We start from the raw sequence: 21,037 nt of genomic DNA, 5'->3' as shown, positions 1-21,037 counted from the left end.
TTAGATGCAAAAATACATAATATCCAAATATATACGCTATCTTTATCTAGTTTAAGAAACCTAAAAAACAAATCTTATGACAACGATGGAATTAAATTTACGGAAAGAATATCTCTATGACTTGATAAAAGGCATGGATGAGGAAAGATTATCGAAAGTGGAGACCTATATAAAACGTTTGTGCTCTCCTACTTCCAAAAAGGCAACGAACTACCCTTGGACGCCATCGGTAGAAGAATTAGAATCTATGATAGCCTAATCTGAAGAAAACTATGAGAAGGGACTTTATATAGAGGAAGAAGAGATGAATAAGTTTTTTGAATCGATGAGATGAAACAAGCCATTACAAAATATTGTATTGTATAGAAAATGATGATTTCATCCACATTGTAGTCGTTTTCGATTGCAGGCAACCCCCCAATAATAAATATCTTTTTTTACATAAAAAAACAGCTATATCAAAAGTATTATAACCGGACGTTGGTTTCACAGAAAAACATCTATTTGTAAAGTCTACGTTACCAACGCCCGATTATAAAAACTTACACTCTTAGGAGATGATCAGATCTCAATATCCCAAATACCCGCCGAACGTTCTAATTCGACCAAGGCTGAGCTGTAATTAAACAGCGTCTCAATATACTGAGCTTGTACTTCATCGTAAGTACGCTGGGCGTCCAAGACTTCCAACAAAGAGACTTCCCCCCTATTATAGCTGTAAATCTTGCCATCCATCACCTCACGGGCTTGCCTTAAAAGCCCATCCTGATAATGATTGACTTGCTCGGCGAAAGATTGATAATTACGATATGCCTGCATCACCTCCGTCTGTACTTGCAAAAGAGCCTGCTTATATTGCGCTTCCGCTTGTTGCTCCCGATAACGAGCGGCACGAACCGTCCCCTTATTGAAATTAGAGAATTTCAAAGGAACAGCGATACCTGCCGTCACTCCGGTAAAAGGAGGTGCCGGGGCTTCCTCATTATAAACCCGGGCGTTACGGCTTACGGCGATAGACAAATCCACATCCGTATTCCGCTCCCGGCGAGCTACTTTCAAGGCTCTAGCGGCCACTTCCTTGTTTTTTAAGGCGGCTACCAAATCCGTACGCCCCTCGCTTGCCGCCGTGATTAAGTCAGCAAGAATAAAATCCCGAGGCTCCGTACGTAACTCAGCCTCTGGGTGAAATAAAGTATCCGTACTGAAAGTCCCCGTCAAGAAGTTTAAGTTCGAGAAAGCATTCTTTAATTCCGCTCCGGCTTGCAGCAACTCGTTTCGTAAGACCCCGGCCTCTACCCGGCTCTGCGTAGCATCCACCTCACGGATTTGCCCCAATGAGAAACGGATACTGTCGCTCTCCGCCAATGTCCGGATATTCTCATAGGCATTCTCCTTTACCTTATACAACTCATGTTGCTTCAAGGCTTCCATATAAGCAATCGTAGCGTCTGCCCGGAGATTCCGGAAATAATCGGCCAACAAAGCCTCGGTCAACTCACTCTCGCTACGTGCCAATGAGATATTCGCACCCCGTTTTCCAAAAGAGAAAGTTTTGCTCAGTTCTACTTCAACACCTTCTCCCATTTGCAAGGAATTATTCTCATTATTGAAATAAGACACGGAAAGGTTCGGATCGTTAAACACCTTTGCCGCCGTTACCTCGGCCTTAGCGGCCGGCACATTCAATTTCTCCGACGCATACTCAAGGTTACCTTCCGCAACCCGCTCCATATATTGCCGATACGTAAGCGGAACCATGGTCTGGGCATTCGCAGATAAGCATCCGCAGAGTAACGACAGGATTATATATTTCTTCATATCTTCTAATCTAAACATAGTACATCTTTTTAATTCCACCGCCGGATTAAGCGTGCAGCTCTTTTTCCTCCGATACCGGCGTCAAATCCTTCCCCTCATAATGCTTCTCGATCATATAGTATAAAGCGGGAAGCACATAAAGCGTGATTACCGTAGCAAATAAAAGCCCGTAAACGATTACCGTAGCCAAGGGACGCTGCACGTCCGAACCGATCCCCGTACTGACAGAGGCAGGAAGCAATCCCAAGACCGCAACCGTAGCCGTCATCAAGATCGGACGGAAACGGTGCTTGGTTCCCGTTATCACCGCATCTTTCAAATCCCGCTCCCTCGTACGTAAGTTATTGATATGGGAAATCATGATCACGCCATTTTGGATAGCGACACCGACCAAGGCGATAAAACCAACCGCCGAGGAGACATTCAATGTCATTCCCCGCACATTCAACGCCAACATACCACCAAACAAAGCCAAGGGAACGACACTCATCATCAAAGCCGCCTGCCGGAATTTACCGCAAGCCGCAAACAACAAAAGCAGCATCAGCCCCAACGCCAAAGGAACCACAGCCCCCAAACGGGCATACGCACGATGCTGGTTCTCGAACTGTCCGGCCCATTTCAAATGCACGGAATCATGATCGTATTTCACCTCTTTATCGATCAACGCATTTGCCTTATTCAAGAACGCCGTCAAGTCCACGCCACGTAAATTAACCCGTACCGTCAAGTGCCGCTTATTCATCTCACGGGTAATCGTACTGGCACCAGTTGTCATCTTAATCTCCGCTACTTGCGAAAGAGGAATCTTTGTTCCGGAACCGGTAGTCAGCAATAGATTTCCGATACGTTCGGGAGAATTGCGGCTAGCGTCATCGAAACGACAAATCACGTCATAACTTTTACTTCCGACAAATATCTGGGAAATAGAAGCTCCACCGATCGCTAACTCAATCAAATCAGCCACATCCGACACGTTCAAGCCATACTGGGCGATACGGGCACGATCCGCAATAATCTGCAATTGCGGCAACGGAGGCTCTTGATCTACCGCTACGTCGGCAGCACCCGGTATTTCCTTCAACACATTAGCGACTTGATCCGCAATATGGCGACTTTCCGTAATATCATCGCTATAAATCTTCAGCGCCAAATCACTATGAGCCCCAGCGATCTGATCCATCACCATATCGATGATCGGCTGGGAGAAACCGACCGAGTAGCCGGGCATGGTCTCCAACTTAGCCGCCATTTCCTCGATCAGATCCGCTTTCGTCTTACCGAATTTCCATGTACTATAGGGTTTCAATCCCACGCCACACTCCACATGAGAGAGTGAGAACGCTTCCGCCCCCTCATCATCGCGACCGACTTGAGTCATTACATATGAGACTTCCTTAAACTCTTTCAAAGTCTTCCGAAGCTCCGCCCCCATCTCCTTCGATTTCTCAATGGAAATACCCGGAGGAAGCTGTACCTGTATCCAGATCGCCCCCTCATCCAACGGAGGCAAGAAGTCTTTTCCTACGGTATAACTTAAAATCCCCGCTCCCAGCAATATCGCCAGTAACGGTACAATAACCCGTCTTGGCTTCTCCATCAATCGGACAATTTGTGAATGATAAGCCGTGGAAAGTTTCTCCAACCAACGATTATGGTAAACCTTTCCCGGCTTACGATACGCATAAAAGGCCAATCCCGGAATCAAGAACAAAGCCACACACAAAGCGCCCAGCAAAGCATACCCTACGGTATAAGCCATCGGCGTAAACAATTTCTTCTCAATATGCTCAAAAGCGAACAAAGGAAGATAGGCTGTTATAATAATTAATGTAGAGAAAAAGATCGGGCGAGCCACCTCAGTCGTACGGCGCAAGATCGAATCTTCCGTCAATACCTCATCCGGATGCCGTTCCCTTTTCTTCAAGACCGTCTCCATCATCACGATCGCTCCGTCTACCAAAATACCGAAGTCTATAGCGCCTAAGGAAAGTAGGTTCGCAGGAATATTCGTAACATGCATCAAGATAAAGGCAATCAATAGAGACAAGGGAATGGTTAAGGCCACCAACAAAGCGCCACGCCAACTCCCCAAGAATAAGATCAGTACTAAGACAACCAATACCATACCCTCGAACAACGTATGCGATACGGTATGCAAGGTCGTATTAACCAAATCCGTACGATCCATAAACGGATGGATACGGATTCCCTCGGGAAGTGTCTCGTTATTTAGTTCGTCTACCGCCTTATGCACATCATCCAACACCCGGGACGGATTCTCCCCCCTGAGCATTTGTACGATACCTTCCACGCCATCGGAGTAATCACGGGTATCGTCCGTAAAACCTAAAACGCCCTTACGCTCCAAGTTTCCGTATTTCAGTTTACCGATATCATTCAAGTAGACCGGGACACCATTCACTGTCTTGATCACGATATGCCCCAAGTCTTCCAAGTCCTTAACCAGACCGATTCCACGGATCACATAACTCAAATCCCCCCGGCTTAACATACTACCACCGGCGTTCACGTTATTCTTCTCTATCTTTTCCGTAATATCCCCTAAGGTAATGTCGTATTGCTCCATCTTATAAGGGTTCACCTCGATCTGATATTGGGTAGTGATACCGCCGTAATTACTTACATCCGCTACACCCGTAACCTGTTTCAGTCTCGGAATAATTACCCATTTATGCAAATCGGTCAACTCCCTCAAGTCTAAACGGTCACTTTCCACCACATAACGAAAGATCTCTCCCGTCGGCGAAGTCAAAGGATTTAAGCCGGGAACCGCATTATAAGGAAGCTCCACGTCTACCAACCGCTCTTGTACACGTTGCCGGGCCCAATAATCCTCAATACCATCATCAAAAACCAATACGACCGTAGATAAACCAAACGTATTCTTGCTACGCATTACGTTTAGTCCCGGCAGACCATTCATAGCCCGCTCGATCGGAATACTGATTTGTTGCTCGATCTCCTCGGCGGCCAATCCGGGAACCTGCGTCACGACTTGCACGGTGGTATCGGCGATATCCGGATAAGCATCTATCGCCAACCGCGTCCAAGAATAATAACCAACGATCGCTAAGAACAGAAATAACACGAACATCAGTCCTCGCCGATGTATCGCCAAGTAAATAATCCTTTTCATAATCCGTTAGCGTGCGTCAAGTAAATAAAACGCTCCCGTAACTACGATCTCGTCACCTACGTTCAAGCCGGATAAAACCACCGTCTTGCCATCTTCAGTATGGCCGGTCTCGATCTTTTGTTTCCGGTAATCGTTATTCCCCAATTCCACCAATACGTACATGTTCTCCTCTTCCTGCAAGATAGCGGAAGTAGGTATACGGATCACCTCCGCCTCACGGTCGCTCAGCTTGACCGTGCCGTACATCTCCGGCTTCATCAAACGGGTACTGTTATCGCACTCGATCAAGACCTCCACCGAACGGGTATCGGGGTCCAGCATCTCGCTGATGTGATAAATCTTTCCCGATATCGGTTTATCCGGCATGGCTACCAACCGGATTTCCACCTCATCCAAAGCCTGTATTAAACTCAAATCCTTCTCTTTTACATGGGCGACCACCCATACCTTGCTCAAATCGGCGATGACAGCTACAGGCTCGGCGTCCTCTTTCATATATTGCCCGATTACGATCCGATCTTTCACGACCTCACCGGCTATAGGCGAGCGAACGATCAATGGTTGCCCCAAAGCCATTTCATCCGGATTAATCTGAAAGACTTTCAATGCGGCTACCATATTCTCATAGTCTTTTTTCTTTAACTCGTAATTCACCTCGGCCTCTTCCAATTCCTTTTGGACACCAACCTTGTTTTTCATCAAGTCTTTCTCCCGATTCAAGCTTTTCAAAGCCAGTTCCATCTCTTGGCGAGCTTGGTAATAAGATTTCCCCGCCTCATAAACAGCGGGAGCGCTAATCTCGAAGATCGGACTACCCGGGGCCACTTTCTGCCCTAAGCGAACGAACGATTTCGTAATTCGCCCGCTTACCGGTGAAGCCACCTCCGCGTAATTAGAAGGAATCGCCTGTACGACCCCCGAGGTGGTAAACTCCATACGGTAAGGTTCCCGTTTAACCGTTTCCTTTGTCAACTTGGATAAAACAGGAGATTCGGAACCGATATGTATAATATCCCCTTTGAGTGTTACGGCATGCGCAGACTCATCCTCTTGCTTTTGGGTATGGCAAGAGCATAGTACTATCGCTGGAAGCAATAGTAAAAATATAGATTTCATATAAGATGCGTAAAATGTTTAGTATAAAAAGAGATTCTAATGCTTGACTCAAATTACTATACCAAACGAGGGAGGCGCACGGGATTCGCCACGCCGCACAAGACGCAAGACAACCTCTTTCTTTAGAAAGACGAGCACTACCATCAAAAGCGCCCAAGCCATAACCAAAGGTAAGTACGGAATTAACTCCATACACAATTCGGTCAGCTCTTCAATCGTATTAAACGCTACCGTACTATGCTCATGATGAGGCAAGCCGTCGGCTCCCGGCAGATAGGGATGAGAGTGAGTGATACTATAGTTTAGGAAATGATGCGTATGGGTAAAGGCCGTGCCACCCACGTAGTAACTCATAAAGAGTACTACCAAGAGGGGTCTTAACCACTTCAAGCTACGCATTGTTTTCATTCGCCATCTGTTTACTCCGCAAAGTTATAAAAGAAACTGCCATTTCATTTGCAATAAGTCAAAATTTATTCCTTTATTTGCATACACTGAATAATAAACAGTCATATCAATGAAATAAACACTACTTTATGAGAAAAATCTTACTTGTTTGTGCGGCATTAGCCTGCATGACAGTCTCCCCTGTACCAGCTCAGGACGCTGCCGTAAAAAAAATCATCGAGATGGGTCAGAACGATAATCAAGTGATGCATCAGCTGGATATCCTTACGAACCGCTTTGGCGGACGTTTAATAGGTTCCGACGCTTATGAGAACGCCGCCGAGTGGATGGTGCGTGAGTTTAAGAGTTGGGGACTCGATGTCCAATTAGAAGAGGCCGGTACCGTCCCTGTCGGCTTTAATCGAGGACCTTGGTTCGGACGCTTGTTGAGCGACAACGGAATGATCCTGCATTTCGCCACCCCTTCCTACACTTCCGGAACGAAAGGCGTGCAACGTGGGCATGCGGTGATGGAGCCTCGTAACGACGAGGAGTTCCAGCAAATCAAAGGAAGATTGAATGGTGCTTGGGTTCTTATCTCAGGGAAAAATGTAGGTTGGCCTATCGACCGCTCCGCCTCGGGGGATTCCATCCGTGTGGAGATCAAGAAAGAGAACAACGAGATCATGAAGAAAAACAATGATCTAAGACGCCGCAACTGGGAAAACGGGGAGAAAAACGAGATGTTGCCTTATAAAGAATTCCCCGGATTATATTATAAGGAAATGTGCGAGGCCGGAGCTTTAGGTTTTATCCAATCCTCCACCGTACCTATCCGTGCGTTATACGACCGGAAAATGATGAACGACCCGAATACGAACTTCGACAATCTGCCGGAACTTCCGGATATCAAATTAGACGAGCATCAATTTGCGATCATCGAACAAATGGTGAAAGAGAGACGTACATTCGAACTAGAGTTCGATATTCGTAATCATTTTAAATTAGGCCCGGTTAAATACCATAATGTCGTAGCGTCTATCAAAGGCAGCAAATACCCGGACGAATATGTTATTATCAGCGGTCACCTAGATGCTTTCGACGTGGCTACCGGAGGCATCGATTGCGGTACTGGAATCGGACCGATGATGGAAGCCGCTCGCATGATCGCCAAATCCGGAGCCAAGCCTAAGCGCACGATCTTATTTATCGGATTCGCCGGTGAGGAATTTGGCTTATTAGGAGCACAAGCTTGGGTGAAAGCGCATAAGGATAAATTACCCAAAATCGCTAATTTGTTCAATCGTGACGGTGGCCCGGAACCTCCTGTCGGTATCTCCGTCCCTCAAGCCATGTATGATGATTTCGTGAAGATCAGCGAACCCATCCAAAAAATCCGTCCGGACTATCCTTTCGAGGTAAAAGTTCGTGAACCCCGTAAACGCCCGACACGCATGGGGGGAACAGACGCATCAGTTTTCGCCATCGAAGGTGTCCCCACATTAGGTTTCACCACAGAGGATTTCAAAGGATATGATTTTGATTACGGCGAAATCTGGCATACGGAACGGGATTTATACACAAAGAACATCCCCGAATACCAAGAACATACGGCTACTGTTACCGCTATCATAGCCCTCGGTGTAGCGAATCTGGATAAGCAATTATCAAGAGAAGGTTTATATACCGAAGAGTAGGTCAGCACGATCGCTATTATAAGGAGTTTACAATGCCTATTGTAAGCTCCTTATGATGGGCATCATAAAAGACTTACAATGCCCATTATAAGAAATAGAAAAAGGATATGCCCTAATAGGCATATCCTTTTCTCATTCTAGGGTGAAAGATGGGGCTCGAACCCACGACCCTCGGAACCACAATCCGATGCTCTAACCAACTGAGCTACTCTCACCATATAAAAAAACCTTTCATTCTTCATAGACGCCTTGGTTTATAAAACCTTGTTTTATTCATAACAAGATTTTTATCTAAAAAACCACAATGGGTGAAAGATGGGGCTCGAACCCACGACCCTCGGAACCACAATCCGATGCTCTAACCAACTGAGCTACTCTCACCATATCCGCCTTTCAAAGGCTTCCCCCTTTAAGACGGCGCAAAGATAGGTATAAATTCTGATTACACAAACCTTTTGCGAACTTTTTTATCCATCCACTTACTTATAGATCGCTTTCTTTCCCGCTAACAATGTGTTACGCATCAAAGAAATGATTGTCATAGGCCCTACGCCACCCGGAACCGGAGTGATATAGGAACATTTAGGAGCGACCTCATTAAACAAGACATCTCCCGTTAACTTAAATCCGCTCTTGGTTATGCTGCTTGGCATACGGGTTGTTCCCACGTCAACGATCACGGCGCCTTCCTTCACCATATTCCCTTTCAAGAATTCAGGAACACCTAAAGCCACGATAATAATATCAGCAGACAAGCACATCTCCTTCAAGTTCTTAGAACGGCTATGGCATACGGTCACCGTACAATCGCCCGGATAAGATTTCTGCATCATCAAGGTAGCCATCGGCTTGCCGACAATATTGCTGCGTCCCAAAACCACGCAATGCTTTCCTTGCGTCTCGATATGATAACGCTTCAATAATTCCAAGATACCGGCAGGCGTAGCCGATACGAAACAAGGTAAACCGATAGACATACGTCCCACGTTAATCGGATGGAAACCGTCCACATCTTTACGATAATCGATCGCCTCGATCACCTTCTGCTCGGATATATGTTTCGGAAGCGGAAGCTGTACGATAAAGCCATCCACATCCGGATCATTATTTAACTCATCGACCTTACGAAGCAATTCTTCCTCCGTAACATCCTCCTCAAAGCGAATTAAGGTAGACTTAAAACCAATCTCCTGACAAGTCTTGACTTTACTAGCCACATAAGTCTCGCTACCGCCGTCATGGCCCACCAAAATAGCAGCCAAGTGAGGGATCTTACCTCCGGCAGCCTTGATCTGGGCTACCTCCTCAGCCATCTCCTTCTTCATCTGAGCGGAAACGGCCTTACCATCCAGCAATTGATAATGTTGTTCTTCCATATTATTGATTGTCTCCTGTTAATTAACGTCTGAACGAGGGCTTCATCGAAGGTAGCTTCATCTTCCCCGACTTCGCGGAAGTAAGCATACGCATCATCTTACGGGTCTCATCAAATTGCTTGATCAGCTTGTTTACCTCCTGGATGCTCGTACCGCTACCTTTGGCGATACGCTGACGGCGTGAGCCATTCAAGATAGCCGGGTTGCTGCGCTCATCCGGAGTCATCGAATAAATGATAGCCTCGATACTCTTGAACGCGTTATCATCGATATCCACATCTTTCAATGCCTTTCCTACACCCGGGATCATGGATGCCAACTCTTTCAAGTTACCCATCTTCTTGATCTGTTGGATCTGGGAGATAAAGTCGTTAAAATCGAACTGGTTCTTAGCGATCTTCTTCTGCAAACGTTTCGCTTCTTCCTCGTCATATTGCTCTTGCGCACGTTCCACCAAAGACACGATATCACCCATGCCTAAGATTCGATCCGCCATACGTTCAGGGTGGAAAATATCCAAGGCATCCATCTTCTCGCCCGTACCGACAAACTTAATCGGCTTATCAACAACCGTACGGATCGACAAAGCGGCACCACCACGGGTATCACCATCCAACTTCGTAAGTACGACGCCGTCGAAGTTCAGCCGCTCATTAAATTCCCTCGCGGTATTCACGGCATCCTGACCCGTCATGGCATCTACCACGAACAAGGTCTCATCCGGCTGGATAGCGCTCTTGATAGCGGCGATCTCGTTCATCATCTGCTCATCGATAGCCAAACGACCGGCGGTATCCACGATCACGACGTCATTGCCTTTAGCCCGTGCCTCGCGGATAGCGTTCATAGCGATCTCCACCGGATTCTTATTCTCCAATTCCATGTATACCGGAACACCCACCTGTTCTCCGACTACACGCAACTGCTCGATAGCTGCCGGACGATACACGTCGCAAGCGGCTAATAATGGTTTCTTATTTTTCTTGGTCTTTAATAAAGACGCTAGTTTACCAGTGAAAGTAGTCTTACCCGAACCTTGCAAACCGGACATCAATATAATGGCGGGATTTCCCTGCAAATTCACGTCGACTGCCGTACCTCCCATCAAGCTGGCCAACTCATCGTGAACAATCTTAACCATCAACTGACTAGGCTTAACCGATGTAAGCACGTTCTGTCCTAAAGCCTTCTCTTTTACCGTATCCGTAAAACTCTTTGCAACCTTATAATTGACGTCGGCATCCAACAACGCTTTACGCACATCCTTCAATGTTTCCGCCACATTGATCTCGGTAATCTTGCCTTCGCCCTTCAACAGTTTAAACGATCTGTCTAACCTTTCGCTTAAGTTCTCAAACATAATTCGTATGTGTATTTATATTATTTTCTACTGGATTAAGGGGCAAAGGTACGAAAAAGAGATGAGTATGCGATGAAAGCGATCTCGAAATTCTTCACTTCTCAACGTTTTAGTATACGGATCGAATTAAGAACCGCCAGCAAAGATACACCTACATCCGCGAAAACAGCTTCCCAAAGCGTGGCAAAACCGAAGGCTCCCGCCACAAGGACTATCACCTTCACGCCAATAGATCCCACGATATTCTGACGGACGATATTCCGGGTAGCACGTCCGATAGAAATAGCTTCCGCTACTTTAGAGGGCTGGTCCGTTTGGATAACCACGTCCGCGCTCTCGATGGCCGCATCCGATCCCAATCCACCCATCGCAATACCGACATCACTTAAAGCCAGTACCGGCGCATCGTTCATCCCATCGCCCACAAAGGCAACCAACTTATCCGTCTCCGCCGTTAATCGCTCTATATAAGCGGCTTTATCCTCCGGCAGCAGATTACCATACGCTTTATCGACACCCAAACGCTCAGCGAATTGATTCACGATCTCTTGCTTATCCCCGGACAACAAGCGAATATCTTTAACATCCAGATCCTTTAACCGACGAATCGCATCCACGGCATCCTTCTTCAAGGTATCCGAAAGGAGAAGATGCCCCGCATATTTCCCATCGATCGTAGAAACCACCACGGTAGAAACACTATCGGATAATTCCTTCGGGACAGGAATATCACGTTCGGCCAATAAACGAATGTTACCGACAAGCACCTGCCGACCGTTCACGATAGCCTCGACACCATGCCCTGCCAATTCCCGCATGTCAGTGATTTCCATCGGCACGCTATCTTGTTTTTCCGCATAGCGAACTACAGCCTGCGCTACCGGATGGGTACTTTTCCGCTCTACTGATAACAAAACACTCAAAAGATCAGAAGCCGGGATACCCGTGCTTTCCACCATTGTGACCTCAAAACGCCCGGTAGTCAATGTACCGGTCTTATCGAACGCTACCGTATTTACCCGTGTGATCGCATCTAAATAATTACCACCCTTAAATAATATCCCGGCACGAGAAGCGGCGCCTATACCACCGAAATATCCGAGCGGAACACTTATAACCAAGGCACAAGGACAAGAAATAACCAAGAAAACCAATCCCCTATATAACCAATCCGAGAAAACATACTGGAAAGAAGGCGTCACCATCCCTACCAAGGCTGGAACCGACACGATTAGAAACGACAGAAGAATCACGATTGGGGTATAAATCCGTGCGAAACGCCGAATAAACAATTCCGCCGGCGCTTTCCGCTCCGAGGCATCTTTCACCAAAGCCAAAATACGGGCCAAGGCACTTTGCTCGTACGGCCGATTCACTTGTATACGTACCGCCTGCCCCTGCACGATCATTCCGGCAAGCACCTCCTCACCCTCACGGATAGAACGAGGCATACTTTCCCCGGTTAATGCCGAGGTATCGAACTGTGCCTCGGCTTCCAATAAAACGCCATCCAAAGGCACACGTCCGCCGGGTTTCACCTCGATCCGCTCGCCTACTTTTACATCCTTCGGAGATACATTCATATATGTACCCGTCCGCCATACATCCGTTCGTTCCGGCCGGACATCTAACAAGTCACTGATATTCTTCGAGGCTTTATTCACGGCTAGAAGTTGCAACCTCTCTCCTACCGTATAGAAAAGCATCACGGCTACGGCCTCGGGATACTCCCCAATACAAAACGCCCCAATCGAGGCGATCGCCATTAACGAGAACTCACTAAAAAAGTCTTTCCGCAAAGCCGCTTCCCAAGCTTCTCGCATAACAGGAAGTCCTACCGGCAAAAAAGCGACCAGAAACCAAATGGCCTCTATCCAAGACTCAGCAAACCAACTTATCCCCGAGTACTTCCCGATAAGTCCTATCACCAACAAAACGAAAGAAATCGTCGGCATCCATAAACCGGAACTTCCGTGCGAATGGCAATGTTCGCATCCACATGTTGTACTCATAATCTTATCTATTTTAATTATTTACTTCTTGATTACGGTACAAAGGTAAGAGAAGGGAGTTGCAACTTGATTGCAAATTATCAGGGTTTCTAGGAACGTCGCTTATTACACAATGGGCAAACACCCTTTACCGTATAATTAATGGTATCCATTATATATCCTTCCGGCAATTGAGCGACCGGGATCTTGATATTATTCAAACAAGAGGTTTTACGGCATACCTCGCAGAAAAAATGAATATGCCTATCACCCACTGGGCATGTCTCCGAACGGCTCTGGCATATCTCATATTTTATAGAGCCACTACCATCTTCGAAAGAATGGATCGCATGATGTTCCAATAACAAGGCCAATGAACGGGAAATGGTCGATTTATCCAACGTCTCCAACTCCGCCTCCAATTCGAACAGGGAAGCCGGGCTGGTTCGTTCTGATAATTTTTGCAAGACAAGGATCCGTGCGGCAGTAGGCCGTACTCCTTTTCCTACCAACATATCTTCACATTGCTTCGTGGACATGAGTTACCTTTCTTATTTGATTAGCTTACAAAGTTACTACAAAAAAGTGAAATGCGGAAAGATATAGTGATAGAATTGAGTTACAAGGGTTTCAGTTGTGCTTCCGATTATTCGTGAAGCCATCGCAATCACCCCTAAAGCCAAATCAGGACGCCGCTACGTTACTTGTCCGTAACCATGCCCGAAAAGGCGACAAACGGACACGGATAACGAAACAAGGCGTTAAGGATTAGTGAGTTATTGACAACCCACGCAACAAATCCGGTTACGGAAAAAGATTGCGCCGTTCCTCCCCGTTTTGCGTACCGGCGACGGACTCTTCACCGACTAATTTTGAACCTAAAAAAATTAAGGACGATGAAGAGTACATTTTCAGTAATCTACTACCTCAAACGTCAGGTAGTGAAAAAGGACGGGACAGTACCCGTCATGGGACGCATCACGGTGGACGGCAGCCAGACGCAGTTCAGTTGCAAACTGACCGTCGATCCCAAGCTGTGGGACACCAAAGGGGGACGTGTCACGGGCAGAAGCACGGCGGCACTCGAAACGAACCGCATGCTCGACAAGATGCGTGTGCGCATCAACAGACATTATCAGGAAATCATGGAGCGTGACAATTTCGTCACGGCGGAGAAGGTCAAGAACGCCTTTCTCGGACTGGAACACCGCTACCACACGCTGATGCAGGTGTTCCGCCAGCACAACGAGGACTACGAGAAACAGGTGGAGGCTGGCATGAAAGCCAAAGGCACGCTCCTGAAGTACAAGACCGTTTACAAGCACCTGCAAGAATTCCTCACCATCCGCTACCGCGTGAAGGACATCGCGCTGAAAGAGCTTACGCCCGCTTTCATCTCCGACTTCGAGATGTTCCTACGCACGGACAAGCACTGCTGCACCAATACCGTGTGGCTGTATGTCTGCCCCTTGCGGACGATGGTGTTCATCGCCATCAACAACGAGTGGCTCACACGCGACCCGTTCCGGGAGTATGAAATCAAGAAGGAGGAAACGACACGCAGTTTCCTGACGAAAGAGGAAATCCGGCTGCTGATGGAGGGCAGGCTGAAAAACGCCAAGCAGGAGCTTTACCGCGACCTCTACCTGTTCTGCGCCTTCACGGGCTTGTCGTTCGCCGACATGCGCAACCTGACGGAAGAGAACATCCATACCTACTTCGACGAACACGAGTGGATAAACATCAACCGCCAGAAGACGGGCGTGGTGTCCAATATCCGCCTGCTCGACATCGCAAAGCGCATCATCGACAAATACCGGGGTCTGTGCGGGAACGGCAGGATTTTCCCCGTTCCCCACTACAACACGTGCCTTGCCGGAATCCGTTCCGTCGCCAAGCGTTGCGGTATCACCAAGCATATCACGTGGCATCAGAGCCGCCACACGGCAGCCACGACGGTGTTCCTCTCCAACGGCGTACCCATCGAAACGGTGAGTTCCATGCTGGGACACAAGAGCATAAAGACGACGCAGATATACGCGAAAATCACCAAAGAGAAGCTCAACCAAGACATGGAGAACCTTGCCGCAAGGTTGAACGGCATCGAGGAATTTTCATGTTGCACCATCTAAAAACAGAGAAGCCATGACACGAGGAACCATCATCATAGAGGACAACACGGTCAGCGTAACCGGTAACGAGATATGGATGACCGCCACAGAAATCGCCGGACTGTTCCACACGGGCGTCCCGGCTGTGAACGCCGCCATCAGAGCCGTCCGCAAGCCGGACGTGCTGAACGACTACGAGGTGTGCCGCTACATGCGGCTTGAAAACGGGCTGCACGCGGATGTTTACTCGCTTGAAATCATCATCCCCGTTGCCTTCCGGCTGAACACCTACCATGCACACGTGTTCCGCACGTGGCTGGTAGAGAAAGCACTCTCGAAGGAAAAGCGGCAGGCATACGTGATGTTCATACAGAACGGAAAAGCCGGGTATTGCTGAAAACGCAGAAGACATATAATAATAAGAATAAAAAGGAAACGGACAGCCCCGTGAAGGAGTTGCCCGTTTCCTTTTTTTTCATGCAGCCGCCTTATTCCATCGGCTTGCGGTAGTTCGCCTCCAGCAGCTCACGCAACCCCGATTCGGGGTAAAGCACCTTCCCTCCCAAAAGGATAAAGGGCAGCACCCTGTTGTTGCGGTACTCCTGCAAGGTGCGGCGGCTGACACGGAGCAGTTCCGCCACCTCCCTGTCCGTCAGGTAACGTTCCCCGTCCAACGGCGGGCGGTAACTTTCCAGAAAGGCGGAGAGCCATTTCGAGCCTTTGCGCATGTTCTGCACGACGGAGGCAAGCGGCTCGTCCTCCATTGTAAACACTTCATTGTTCTCGTTCATCATCATTTCGGATTCAGTGGGTTGTGAATAATAAAAATCAAATCATTTCCCGCAGGGATAGAGCGTGCCGACAAGCGGAATGAGCTTTTTGACCTCCTCCGGCTTGTAATAGAACCTGCGGTTAATCTGCGAGTAGCCGATAAGCCGCCTGTCACGCAAGGTCTGCAACGTGCGCGGGCTGATCCTCAACTGCCCGCAGACCTCCTCGCCCGTGAGCCACCTTTCCATCCGCCCGCCGTCGCTCCTGCGCCTCAGGGCGGCTACCTTCTCCGCGAGGGCGTTGAAGGACGCCACCATCATCTCGAAGGTCTTTTTCTCGATAGATACTATTTCCATAAGCAAAACATTTCAGAGTTTGCCGCAAAGGTAACGAAGCCGCCTTGAACACGTGCCGTTTCCCACTAAAAGGCAGCTTGTTGCGTCGTCTGTCCGGGTTACGGAGCCATTATCCGTAAAAATCTTACGTGAGCCACGTAGTGAGCTGTTAAAGCCCCTTTGGTTTATTGCCGAATTTTGTCGCAGAAACATAGCGCAAGCCGAGCGCAGCACGTCAAGCTCGCTTGAACGGTATGCCGAGGCGCAGCCTATGTTCATGCAAATAAACCAAAAGAAAGGACTGAATATGAAAGTGATAACGATGGAAAGTTCCGCCTTCACCGCATTGACGGAACAGATAGCCGAGATAGCGGCACACGTGCGTGCCGTTTCCGGCGGTAGGAAGGAAGAATCCCCCGACAGGCTGCTCACCACCCGCGAGGCGGCGCACCTGCTGAACGTGAGTTGCCGCACCCTCCAGCGCATGCGCAGCGAACAGCGCATCGCCTATGTCGTGCTGCGCGGCAAGTGCCGCTACCGGCAGTCTGAAATAGACCGCCTGCTCGAAGACAGCACCGTCACGGGCGAAGCCGCGACACCGGAACAGCTGAAACGCAACCACACGCTGCGCACGGGCGGCAGACCCAAAGGAAGGAGGACGTAGGACATGGAACTGCTTACCCGCAACAATTTCGAGAACTGGATGCAGAAGGTGATGGAACGGCTCGACCGTCAGGACGAGATGCTGCTCTCCATGCAGCCGTCCGGCAAAGCCCCGAACCCGATGAACGGGATCAGGCTTTTCGACAACCAAGACCTGTGCATGCTGCTCCAAATCAGCAAGCGCACCCTGCAACGCTACCGCAGCATCGGCGCGCTGCCTTACAAGACGCTCGGCAAAAAGACCTATTACAGCGAGGCGGACGTGCTGACGTTCCTCTCCGAACATGTAAAGGACTTCCGCAAGGAAGATATAGCCTTCTACAAGGCCCGTATCCATAATTTCTTTCAAAAATAACCATTAAAACATTTTTCAGATGGCAAAGAAAAAAGACGAAAAGGACGTGCTGGTTGTCCGTGACGAGAAGACGGGCGAAATCAGCGTGGTAGCCGGGCTGAACGCCGACGGCTCCCCCAAGCGCATCCCCGCGAAAGCGGAGAACGCGCAGAGTTTCCTGCAATTCGACCGGCACGGCGACGTGCTGGACAACTTCTTCAAGAACTTCTTCCGGCAGTGCAAGGAACCCAGCCGCTTCGGTTTCTACCGTGTCGCGGCGGACCAAGCCGACAAGCTGCTGGAGGTTATCAAGGACTTGCTGAAAGACCCCGACGGCAACAAGGAACTGCTTGCGCCCCACAAGGTGGACACCTCCGGCTACGAAAAGAAAGTACAGGAGGAGCAGTCCGCCGAAAAGCAGGAACAACCGGAACAGAAACAAGATGACGAACCTAAAAAACAGGAAGAGATGGAACAGAAAAACGAACAGAATCAGGAAAGCCCGCAGCAGACGCAGGGCAACCGGGGCTACCAGCCCATCGACGAGAGCAAGATCAACTGGCAGGAGTTGGAGGAGAAATGGGGCGTGAAGCGCGACGACCTTGAAAAGTCGGGCGACCTTAACAGAATGCTCAACTACGGCAAGTCCGACTTGGTGAGGGTGTCGCCCAATTTCGGCGGAGAGGCTTTCGAGCTGGACGCCCGCCTCTCCTTCAAGAAGGACGGCGAGGGCAATGTCAGCCTTGTGCCGCACTTCATCCGCAAGGAGCAGAAGCTCGACGAGTACAAGGAACACAAGTTCTCCGACGACGACCGGAAGAACCTGCGCGAAACAGGCAACCTCGGCAGGGTCGTGGACCTCGTGGACAGGGAAACGGGCGAGATCATCCCCTCGTTCGTCAGTATTGACCGCAAGACGAACGAAATCACGGATGTCCCGACGAACAAGGTGCGCATACCGGAACGCATCGGCAAGACGGAAATCACCAAGCAGGAGCAGGACATGCTGCGTGCCGGGCTGCCCGTGCGCGACAAGCTCATCGAGCGCAAGGACGGCAGGAAGTTCGTCACCACCCTGCAAGTGAACGTGGAGCAGCGCGGCGTGGAGTTCGTGCCGGGAACCGGCAGGTCGCCCCGTACCGCCCGGACGCAGGAAACGAAGAACACCCCCGCACAGGGACAGGCGCAGGGTACGGAGAATGCCGGAGGCACGAACAAGGAGCAACGCCGCAACACGTGGACGAACGCCGACGGCAGCATCCGCCCCATCAGCAAATGGAGCGGCGTGGACTTCACCGAACAGCAGAAAGCCGACTACGTGGCTGGCAAAGCCGTGAAATTAGAGAACGTGACCGACAAGCAGGGCTTCCACGCCACGATGTACATCAAGTTCAACCCGGAGAAGGGACGCCCGTACCGCTACGACACCAACCCCGACAACGCGCAGAAGGTCGCCCCTTCCAACGAGAGCCGCACGCAGGTGGCGGTGAACAGCGAGGGCAAGACCAACGAGGCTACCAAGAACCTGAAAGAGCCGTTGCGGAAGGGACAGACCGCCCCGAAGGACACCGCACAGCAACAGCAGCAGAAAAGAAACAACAAGGGCATGAAGATGTAATCCCGTGTCCGCCACTAAATCCGAAGTAACATTTGTAAAATTCAAAACGACAGAAGAATATGAAGACAATCATTGCAGAAAAGCCGTCTGTGGCACGTGAGATCGCCCGTATCGTGGGCGCGACAAAGAGAGAGGAAGGATATTTCGAGGGAGGCGGCTACGCCGTGACTTGGGCGTTCGGACACCTTGTGCAGCTTGCCATGCCCGACGGCTACGGCATACGCGGTTTCGTCCGTGACAATCTGCCCGTCATTCCCGACACCTTCACGCTCGTCCCCCGTCAGGTAAAGACGGAGAAGGGCTACAAGCCCGACAGCGGCGTGGTGGCGCAGATCAAGACCGTTGCCCGGCTATTCAAGGAAAGCGAACAGATCATCGTGGCGACCGATGCAGGGCGCGAGGGTGAGCTTATCTTCCGCTACCTCTACCATTATACCGGATGCACCACCCCGTTCGTCCGCCTCTGGATAAGCTCGCTTACCGACAAGGCTATCCGCGAGGGACTGCGCAACCTCGAAGCGGGCGGCAAATACGACAACCTCTATCTTGCCGCCAAAGCGCGGAGCGAATCAGACTGGCTCGTGGGCATCAACGGCACGCAGGCACTCTCCATCGCCGCCGGACACGGCACGTACTCCATCGGGCGGGTGCAGACACCCACGTTGGCGATGGTGTGCGCACGCTATTGGGAGAACCGCCGCTTCACGCCCGAAGCCTTCTGGCAGCTCCATATCGCAACGGACGGCTGCGATGAAGGAACGGTGAAGTTTTCCTCTTCCGAAAAGTGGAAAGAGAAAGAGCCTGCGACGGAACTATATAATAAGGTGAAGTCGGCAGGCACAGCCACCGTCACGAAAGCCGAACGCAAGGAGAAGACGGAGGAAACACCGCTGCTGTACGACCTGACGACGCTCCAGAAGGAAGCCAACGCCAAGCACGGCTTCACGGCGGAACAGACGCTTGAAATCGCGCAGAAGCTTTACGAGAAGAAGCTCATCACCTATCCGCGAACCGGAAGCCGCTACATACCCGAAGACGTGTTCGCCGAAATCCCCAAGCTGCTCGCCTTCATCGGGGCTTTGCCCGAATGGAAAGGCAAGGTGCAGCCGAAATGCGTCCCGACACGCAGAAGCGTGGACGGCGGCAAGGTGACGGACCACCACGCCCTGCTCGTCACGGGCGAGAAGCCACTATTCCTCTCCAAAGAGGACAGCACCGTCTATCAGATGGTTGCCGGACGCATGATCGAGGCTTTCTCCGAAAAATGCGTCAAGGACACCGCCACCGTCACGGCGGAGTGTGCCGGAGTGGAGTTCACGGTGAAAGGCAGCGTCATCAGGCAAGCCGGATGGCGTGCCGTCTATAGCGTGGAGGACAAGGAAGAAACCTCCATCCCCGATTGGCGGGAAGGCGACACGCTGACGCTGAAAGGCTGCTCCATCACGGAGGGAAAGACCAAACCCAAGCCGCTGCATACAGAAGCGACACTGTTGTCGGCAATGGAAACGGCGGGCAAGGACATAGAGGACGATGCACTCCGTCAGGCGTTGAAGGACTGCGGCATCGGCACGCCCGCCACCCGTGCGGCGATTATCGAAACGCTCTTCAAGCGCGGCTACATGGAACGCTGCAAGAAATCGCTTGTGCCGACTGAAAAAGGGCTTGCCCTCTATTCGGTCGTGAAGACGATGCGCATCGCCGACGTAACCATGACGGGCGAATGGGAGAAGAATCTGGCACGCATCGAGCGCGGGGAAATGCCCGCCGAAACCTTCCGCAGGGAGATAGAGGCGTACACACGCGAAATCACCTCCGAACTGCTCTCGTGCGACAAACTGTTCGCCCGCAGGGATTCCGGCTGCAAGTGTCCCAAGTGCGGGACGGGCAGCATGCAGTTCTACGGCAAGGTGGTACGCTGCGACAACGCGGAGTGCGGGCTGCCCGTGTTCCGCCTGAAAGCGAACCGCACCCTTTCCGATGACGAGATCAAAGACCTGCTCACCGACGGGCATACGAAGCTGCTCAAAGGCTTCAAGAGCAAGCAGGGCAAGAGCTTCGACGCCATAGTCGCCTTTGACGGGGACTATAACACGACTTTCGTGTTCCCCGAAAGGAACACGAGCAGGAAATTTTCAGGACGGAAGAAATAGTATTAACTTTTGAGAAAGTAGGCTGCACCTCAACAATAGAAATAAACGGGTTTATTTCGTATTGTCTTCGATTTGCACTACCTTTGCCACTTGTTCAGAGTAATGAATTGTTCTTCGATACCGGATTACACTCATACTTTGGATTTAGTG

General features: G+C 50.0%; 18 protein-coding genes and 2 tRNA genes. 8 read left to right on the top strand and 12 right to left on the bottom strand.

Annotation, left to right across the window (positions count from 1 at the left end):
- Positions 1-76 precede the first annotated feature (76 nt).
- The gene (locus CI960_RS04545) at positions 77-259 is read left to right on the top strand and encodes a hypothetical protein (RefSeq protein ID WP_005861722.1); all 183 of its coding nucleotides are present in this window, start codon (positions 77-79) and stop codon (positions 257-259) included.
- A gap of 302 nt (positions 260-561) precedes the next feature.
- Here the strand turns inward: CI960_RS04545 and CI960_RS04540 are convergent, their stop codons facing one another.
- From CI960_RS04540 to CI960_RS04525, 4 genes are read right to left on the bottom strand one after another with little or no spacing between them, the layout of a single operon-like run.
- Positions 562-1,836: a TolC family protein gene (locus CI960_RS04540; protein ID WP_005861720.1), complete on the bottom strand. Its 1,275-nt coding sequence runs from the start codon at positions 1,834-1,836 to the stop codon at positions 562-564.
- Positions 1,837-1,864: 28 nt separating this feature from the next.
- Positions 1,865-4,978 carry an efflux RND transporter permease subunit gene (locus CI960_RS04535; protein WP_005861718.1) on the bottom strand — a complete coding sequence of 1,038 codons (3,114 nt, stop codon included), beginning with the start codon at positions 4,976-4,978 and terminating at the stop codon, positions 1,865-1,867.
- A gap of 6 nt (positions 4,979-4,984) precedes the next feature.
- Entirely contained in the window at positions 4,985-6,094 is a 1,110-nt protein-coding gene (locus CI960_RS04530) for an efflux RND transporter periplasmic adaptor subunit (protein ID WP_005861716.1), read from the bottom strand.
- Positions 6,095-6,142: 48 nt separating this feature from the next.
- The gene (locus tag CI960_RS04525; protein ID WP_005861714.1) at positions 6,143-6,502 is read right to left on the bottom strand and encodes a hypothetical protein; all 360 of its coding nucleotides are present in this window, start codon (positions 6,500-6,502) and stop codon (positions 6,143-6,145) included.
- A 128-nt stretch (positions 6,503-6,630) separates the two neighbouring features.
- On the opposite strand from CI960_RS04525, the gene CI960_RS04520 reads away from it, so the two are divergent.
- A complete protein-coding gene (locus CI960_RS04520) occupies positions 6,631-8,178 on the top strand; it encodes a M28 family metallopeptidase (RefSeq protein ID WP_005861636.1) in 1,548 nt (515 codons plus the stop codon).
- Positions 8,179-8,319: 141 nt separating this feature from the next.
- Here CI960_RS04520 and CI960_RS04515 read toward each other — a convergent pair.
- The 6 genes from CI960_RS04515 to CI960_RS04490 form a co-directional block, all read right to left on the bottom strand.
- A tRNA-His gene (locus CI960_RS04515) sits at positions 8,320-8,393 on the bottom strand.
- A 92-nt stretch (positions 8,394-8,485) separates the two neighbouring features.
- Positions 8,486-8,559 (bottom strand) — tRNA-His (locus CI960_RS04510).
- Positions 8,560-8,657: 98 nt separating this feature from the next.
- Positions 8,658-9,554 (bottom strand): bifunctional methylenetetrahydrofolate dehydrogenase/methenyltetrahydrofolate cyclohydrolase FolD, encoded by an 897-nt coding sequence (gene folD, locus CI960_RS04505; protein WP_005861634.1) that lies wholly within the window; start codon positions 9,552-9,554, stop codon positions 8,658-8,660.
- 22 nt (positions 9,555-9,576) lie between these two features.
- The gene (gene ffh, locus CI960_RS04500; RefSeq protein WP_005861632.1) at positions 9,577-10,914 is read right to left on the bottom strand and encodes a signal recognition particle protein; all 1,338 of its coding nucleotides are present in this window, start codon (positions 10,912-10,914) and stop codon (positions 9,577-9,579) included.
- Positions 10,915-11,015: 101 nt separating this feature from the next.
- Complete coding sequence (locus tag CI960_RS04495; protein WP_005861630.1) at positions 11,016-12,926, bottom strand: heavy metal translocating P-type ATPase; 1,911 nt, start codon at positions 12,924-12,926, stop codon at positions 11,016-11,018.
- Between the two features lie 89 nt (positions 12,927-13,015).
- Entirely contained in the window at positions 13,016-13,444 is a 429-nt protein-coding gene (locus tag CI960_RS04490) for a Fur family transcriptional regulator (protein ID WP_005861628.1), read from the bottom strand.
- Between the two features lie 357 nt (positions 13,445-13,801).
- Between CI960_RS04490 and CI960_RS04480 the strand changes: the two genes are divergently transcribed.
- Together CI960_RS04480 and CI960_RS04475 are read left to right on the top strand one after the other, a co-directional pair.
- On the top strand, positions 13,802-15,037 hold the full coding sequence (locus CI960_RS04480) for a site-specific integrase (protein WP_007366539.1): 1,236 nt from the start codon (positions 13,802-13,804) through the stop codon (positions 15,035-15,037).
- A gap of 13 nt (positions 15,038-15,050) precedes the next feature.
- The gene (locus CI960_RS04475; protein WP_007366538.1) at positions 15,051-15,413 is read left to right on the top strand and encodes a hypothetical protein; all 363 of its coding nucleotides are present in this window, start codon (positions 15,051-15,053) and stop codon (positions 15,411-15,413) included.
- 91 nt (positions 15,414-15,504) lie between these two features.
- Here CI960_RS04475 and CI960_RS04470 read toward each other — a convergent pair whose 3' ends face one another.
- The gene (locus CI960_RS04470) at positions 15,505-15,810 is read right to left on the bottom strand and encodes a helix-turn-helix domain-containing protein (protein WP_014224629.1); all 306 of its coding nucleotides are present in this window, start codon (positions 15,808-15,810) and stop codon (positions 15,505-15,507) included.
- 39 nt (positions 15,811-15,849) lie between these two features.
- Positions 15,850-16,143 (bottom strand): helix-turn-helix domain-containing protein, encoded by a 294-nt coding sequence (locus CI960_RS04465; protein ID WP_007366536.1) that lies wholly within the window; start codon positions 16,141-16,143, stop codon positions 15,850-15,852.
- A gap of 250 nt (positions 16,144-16,393) precedes the next feature.
- Between CI960_RS04465 and CI960_RS04460 the strand changes: the two genes are divergently transcribed.
- Genes CI960_RS04460 through CI960_RS04445 form a run of 4 tightly spaced genes read left to right on the top strand, consistent with a single transcriptional unit; the run spans position 16,394 to position 20,887 of the window.
- Positions 16,394-16,786 (top strand): helix-turn-helix domain-containing protein, encoded by a 393-nt coding sequence (locus CI960_RS04460; RefSeq protein WP_014224631.1) that lies wholly within the window; start codon positions 16,394-16,396, stop codon positions 16,784-16,786.
- 3 nt (positions 16,787-16,789) lie between these two features.
- A complete protein-coding gene (locus CI960_RS04455) occupies positions 16,790-17,140 on the top strand; it encodes a helix-turn-helix domain-containing protein (RefSeq protein ID WP_007366534.1) in 351 nt (116 codons plus the stop codon).
- A 19-nt stretch (positions 17,141-17,159) separates the two neighbouring features.
- Complete coding sequence (locus tag CI960_RS04450) at positions 17,160-18,737, top strand: DUF3945 domain-containing protein (protein ID WP_007366533.1); 1,578 nt, start codon at positions 17,160-17,162, stop codon at positions 18,735-18,737.
- A 59-nt stretch (positions 18,738-18,796) separates the two neighbouring features.
- Positions 18,797-20,887 (top strand): type IA DNA topoisomerase, encoded by a 2,091-nt coding sequence (locus CI960_RS04445; RefSeq protein ID WP_007366532.1) that lies wholly within the window; start codon positions 18,797-18,799, stop codon positions 20,885-20,887.
- The last annotated feature ends 150 nt before the right edge of the window (positions 20,888-21,037 follow it).

Source organism: Parabacteroides sp. CT06, assembly GCF_002257605.1.
Classification (GTDB): domain Bacteria; phylum Bacteroidota; class Bacteroidia; order Bacteroidales; family Tannerellaceae; genus Parabacteroides; species Parabacteroides distasonis.
This window is presented reverse-complemented; position numbering and strand designations above follow the sequence as displayed.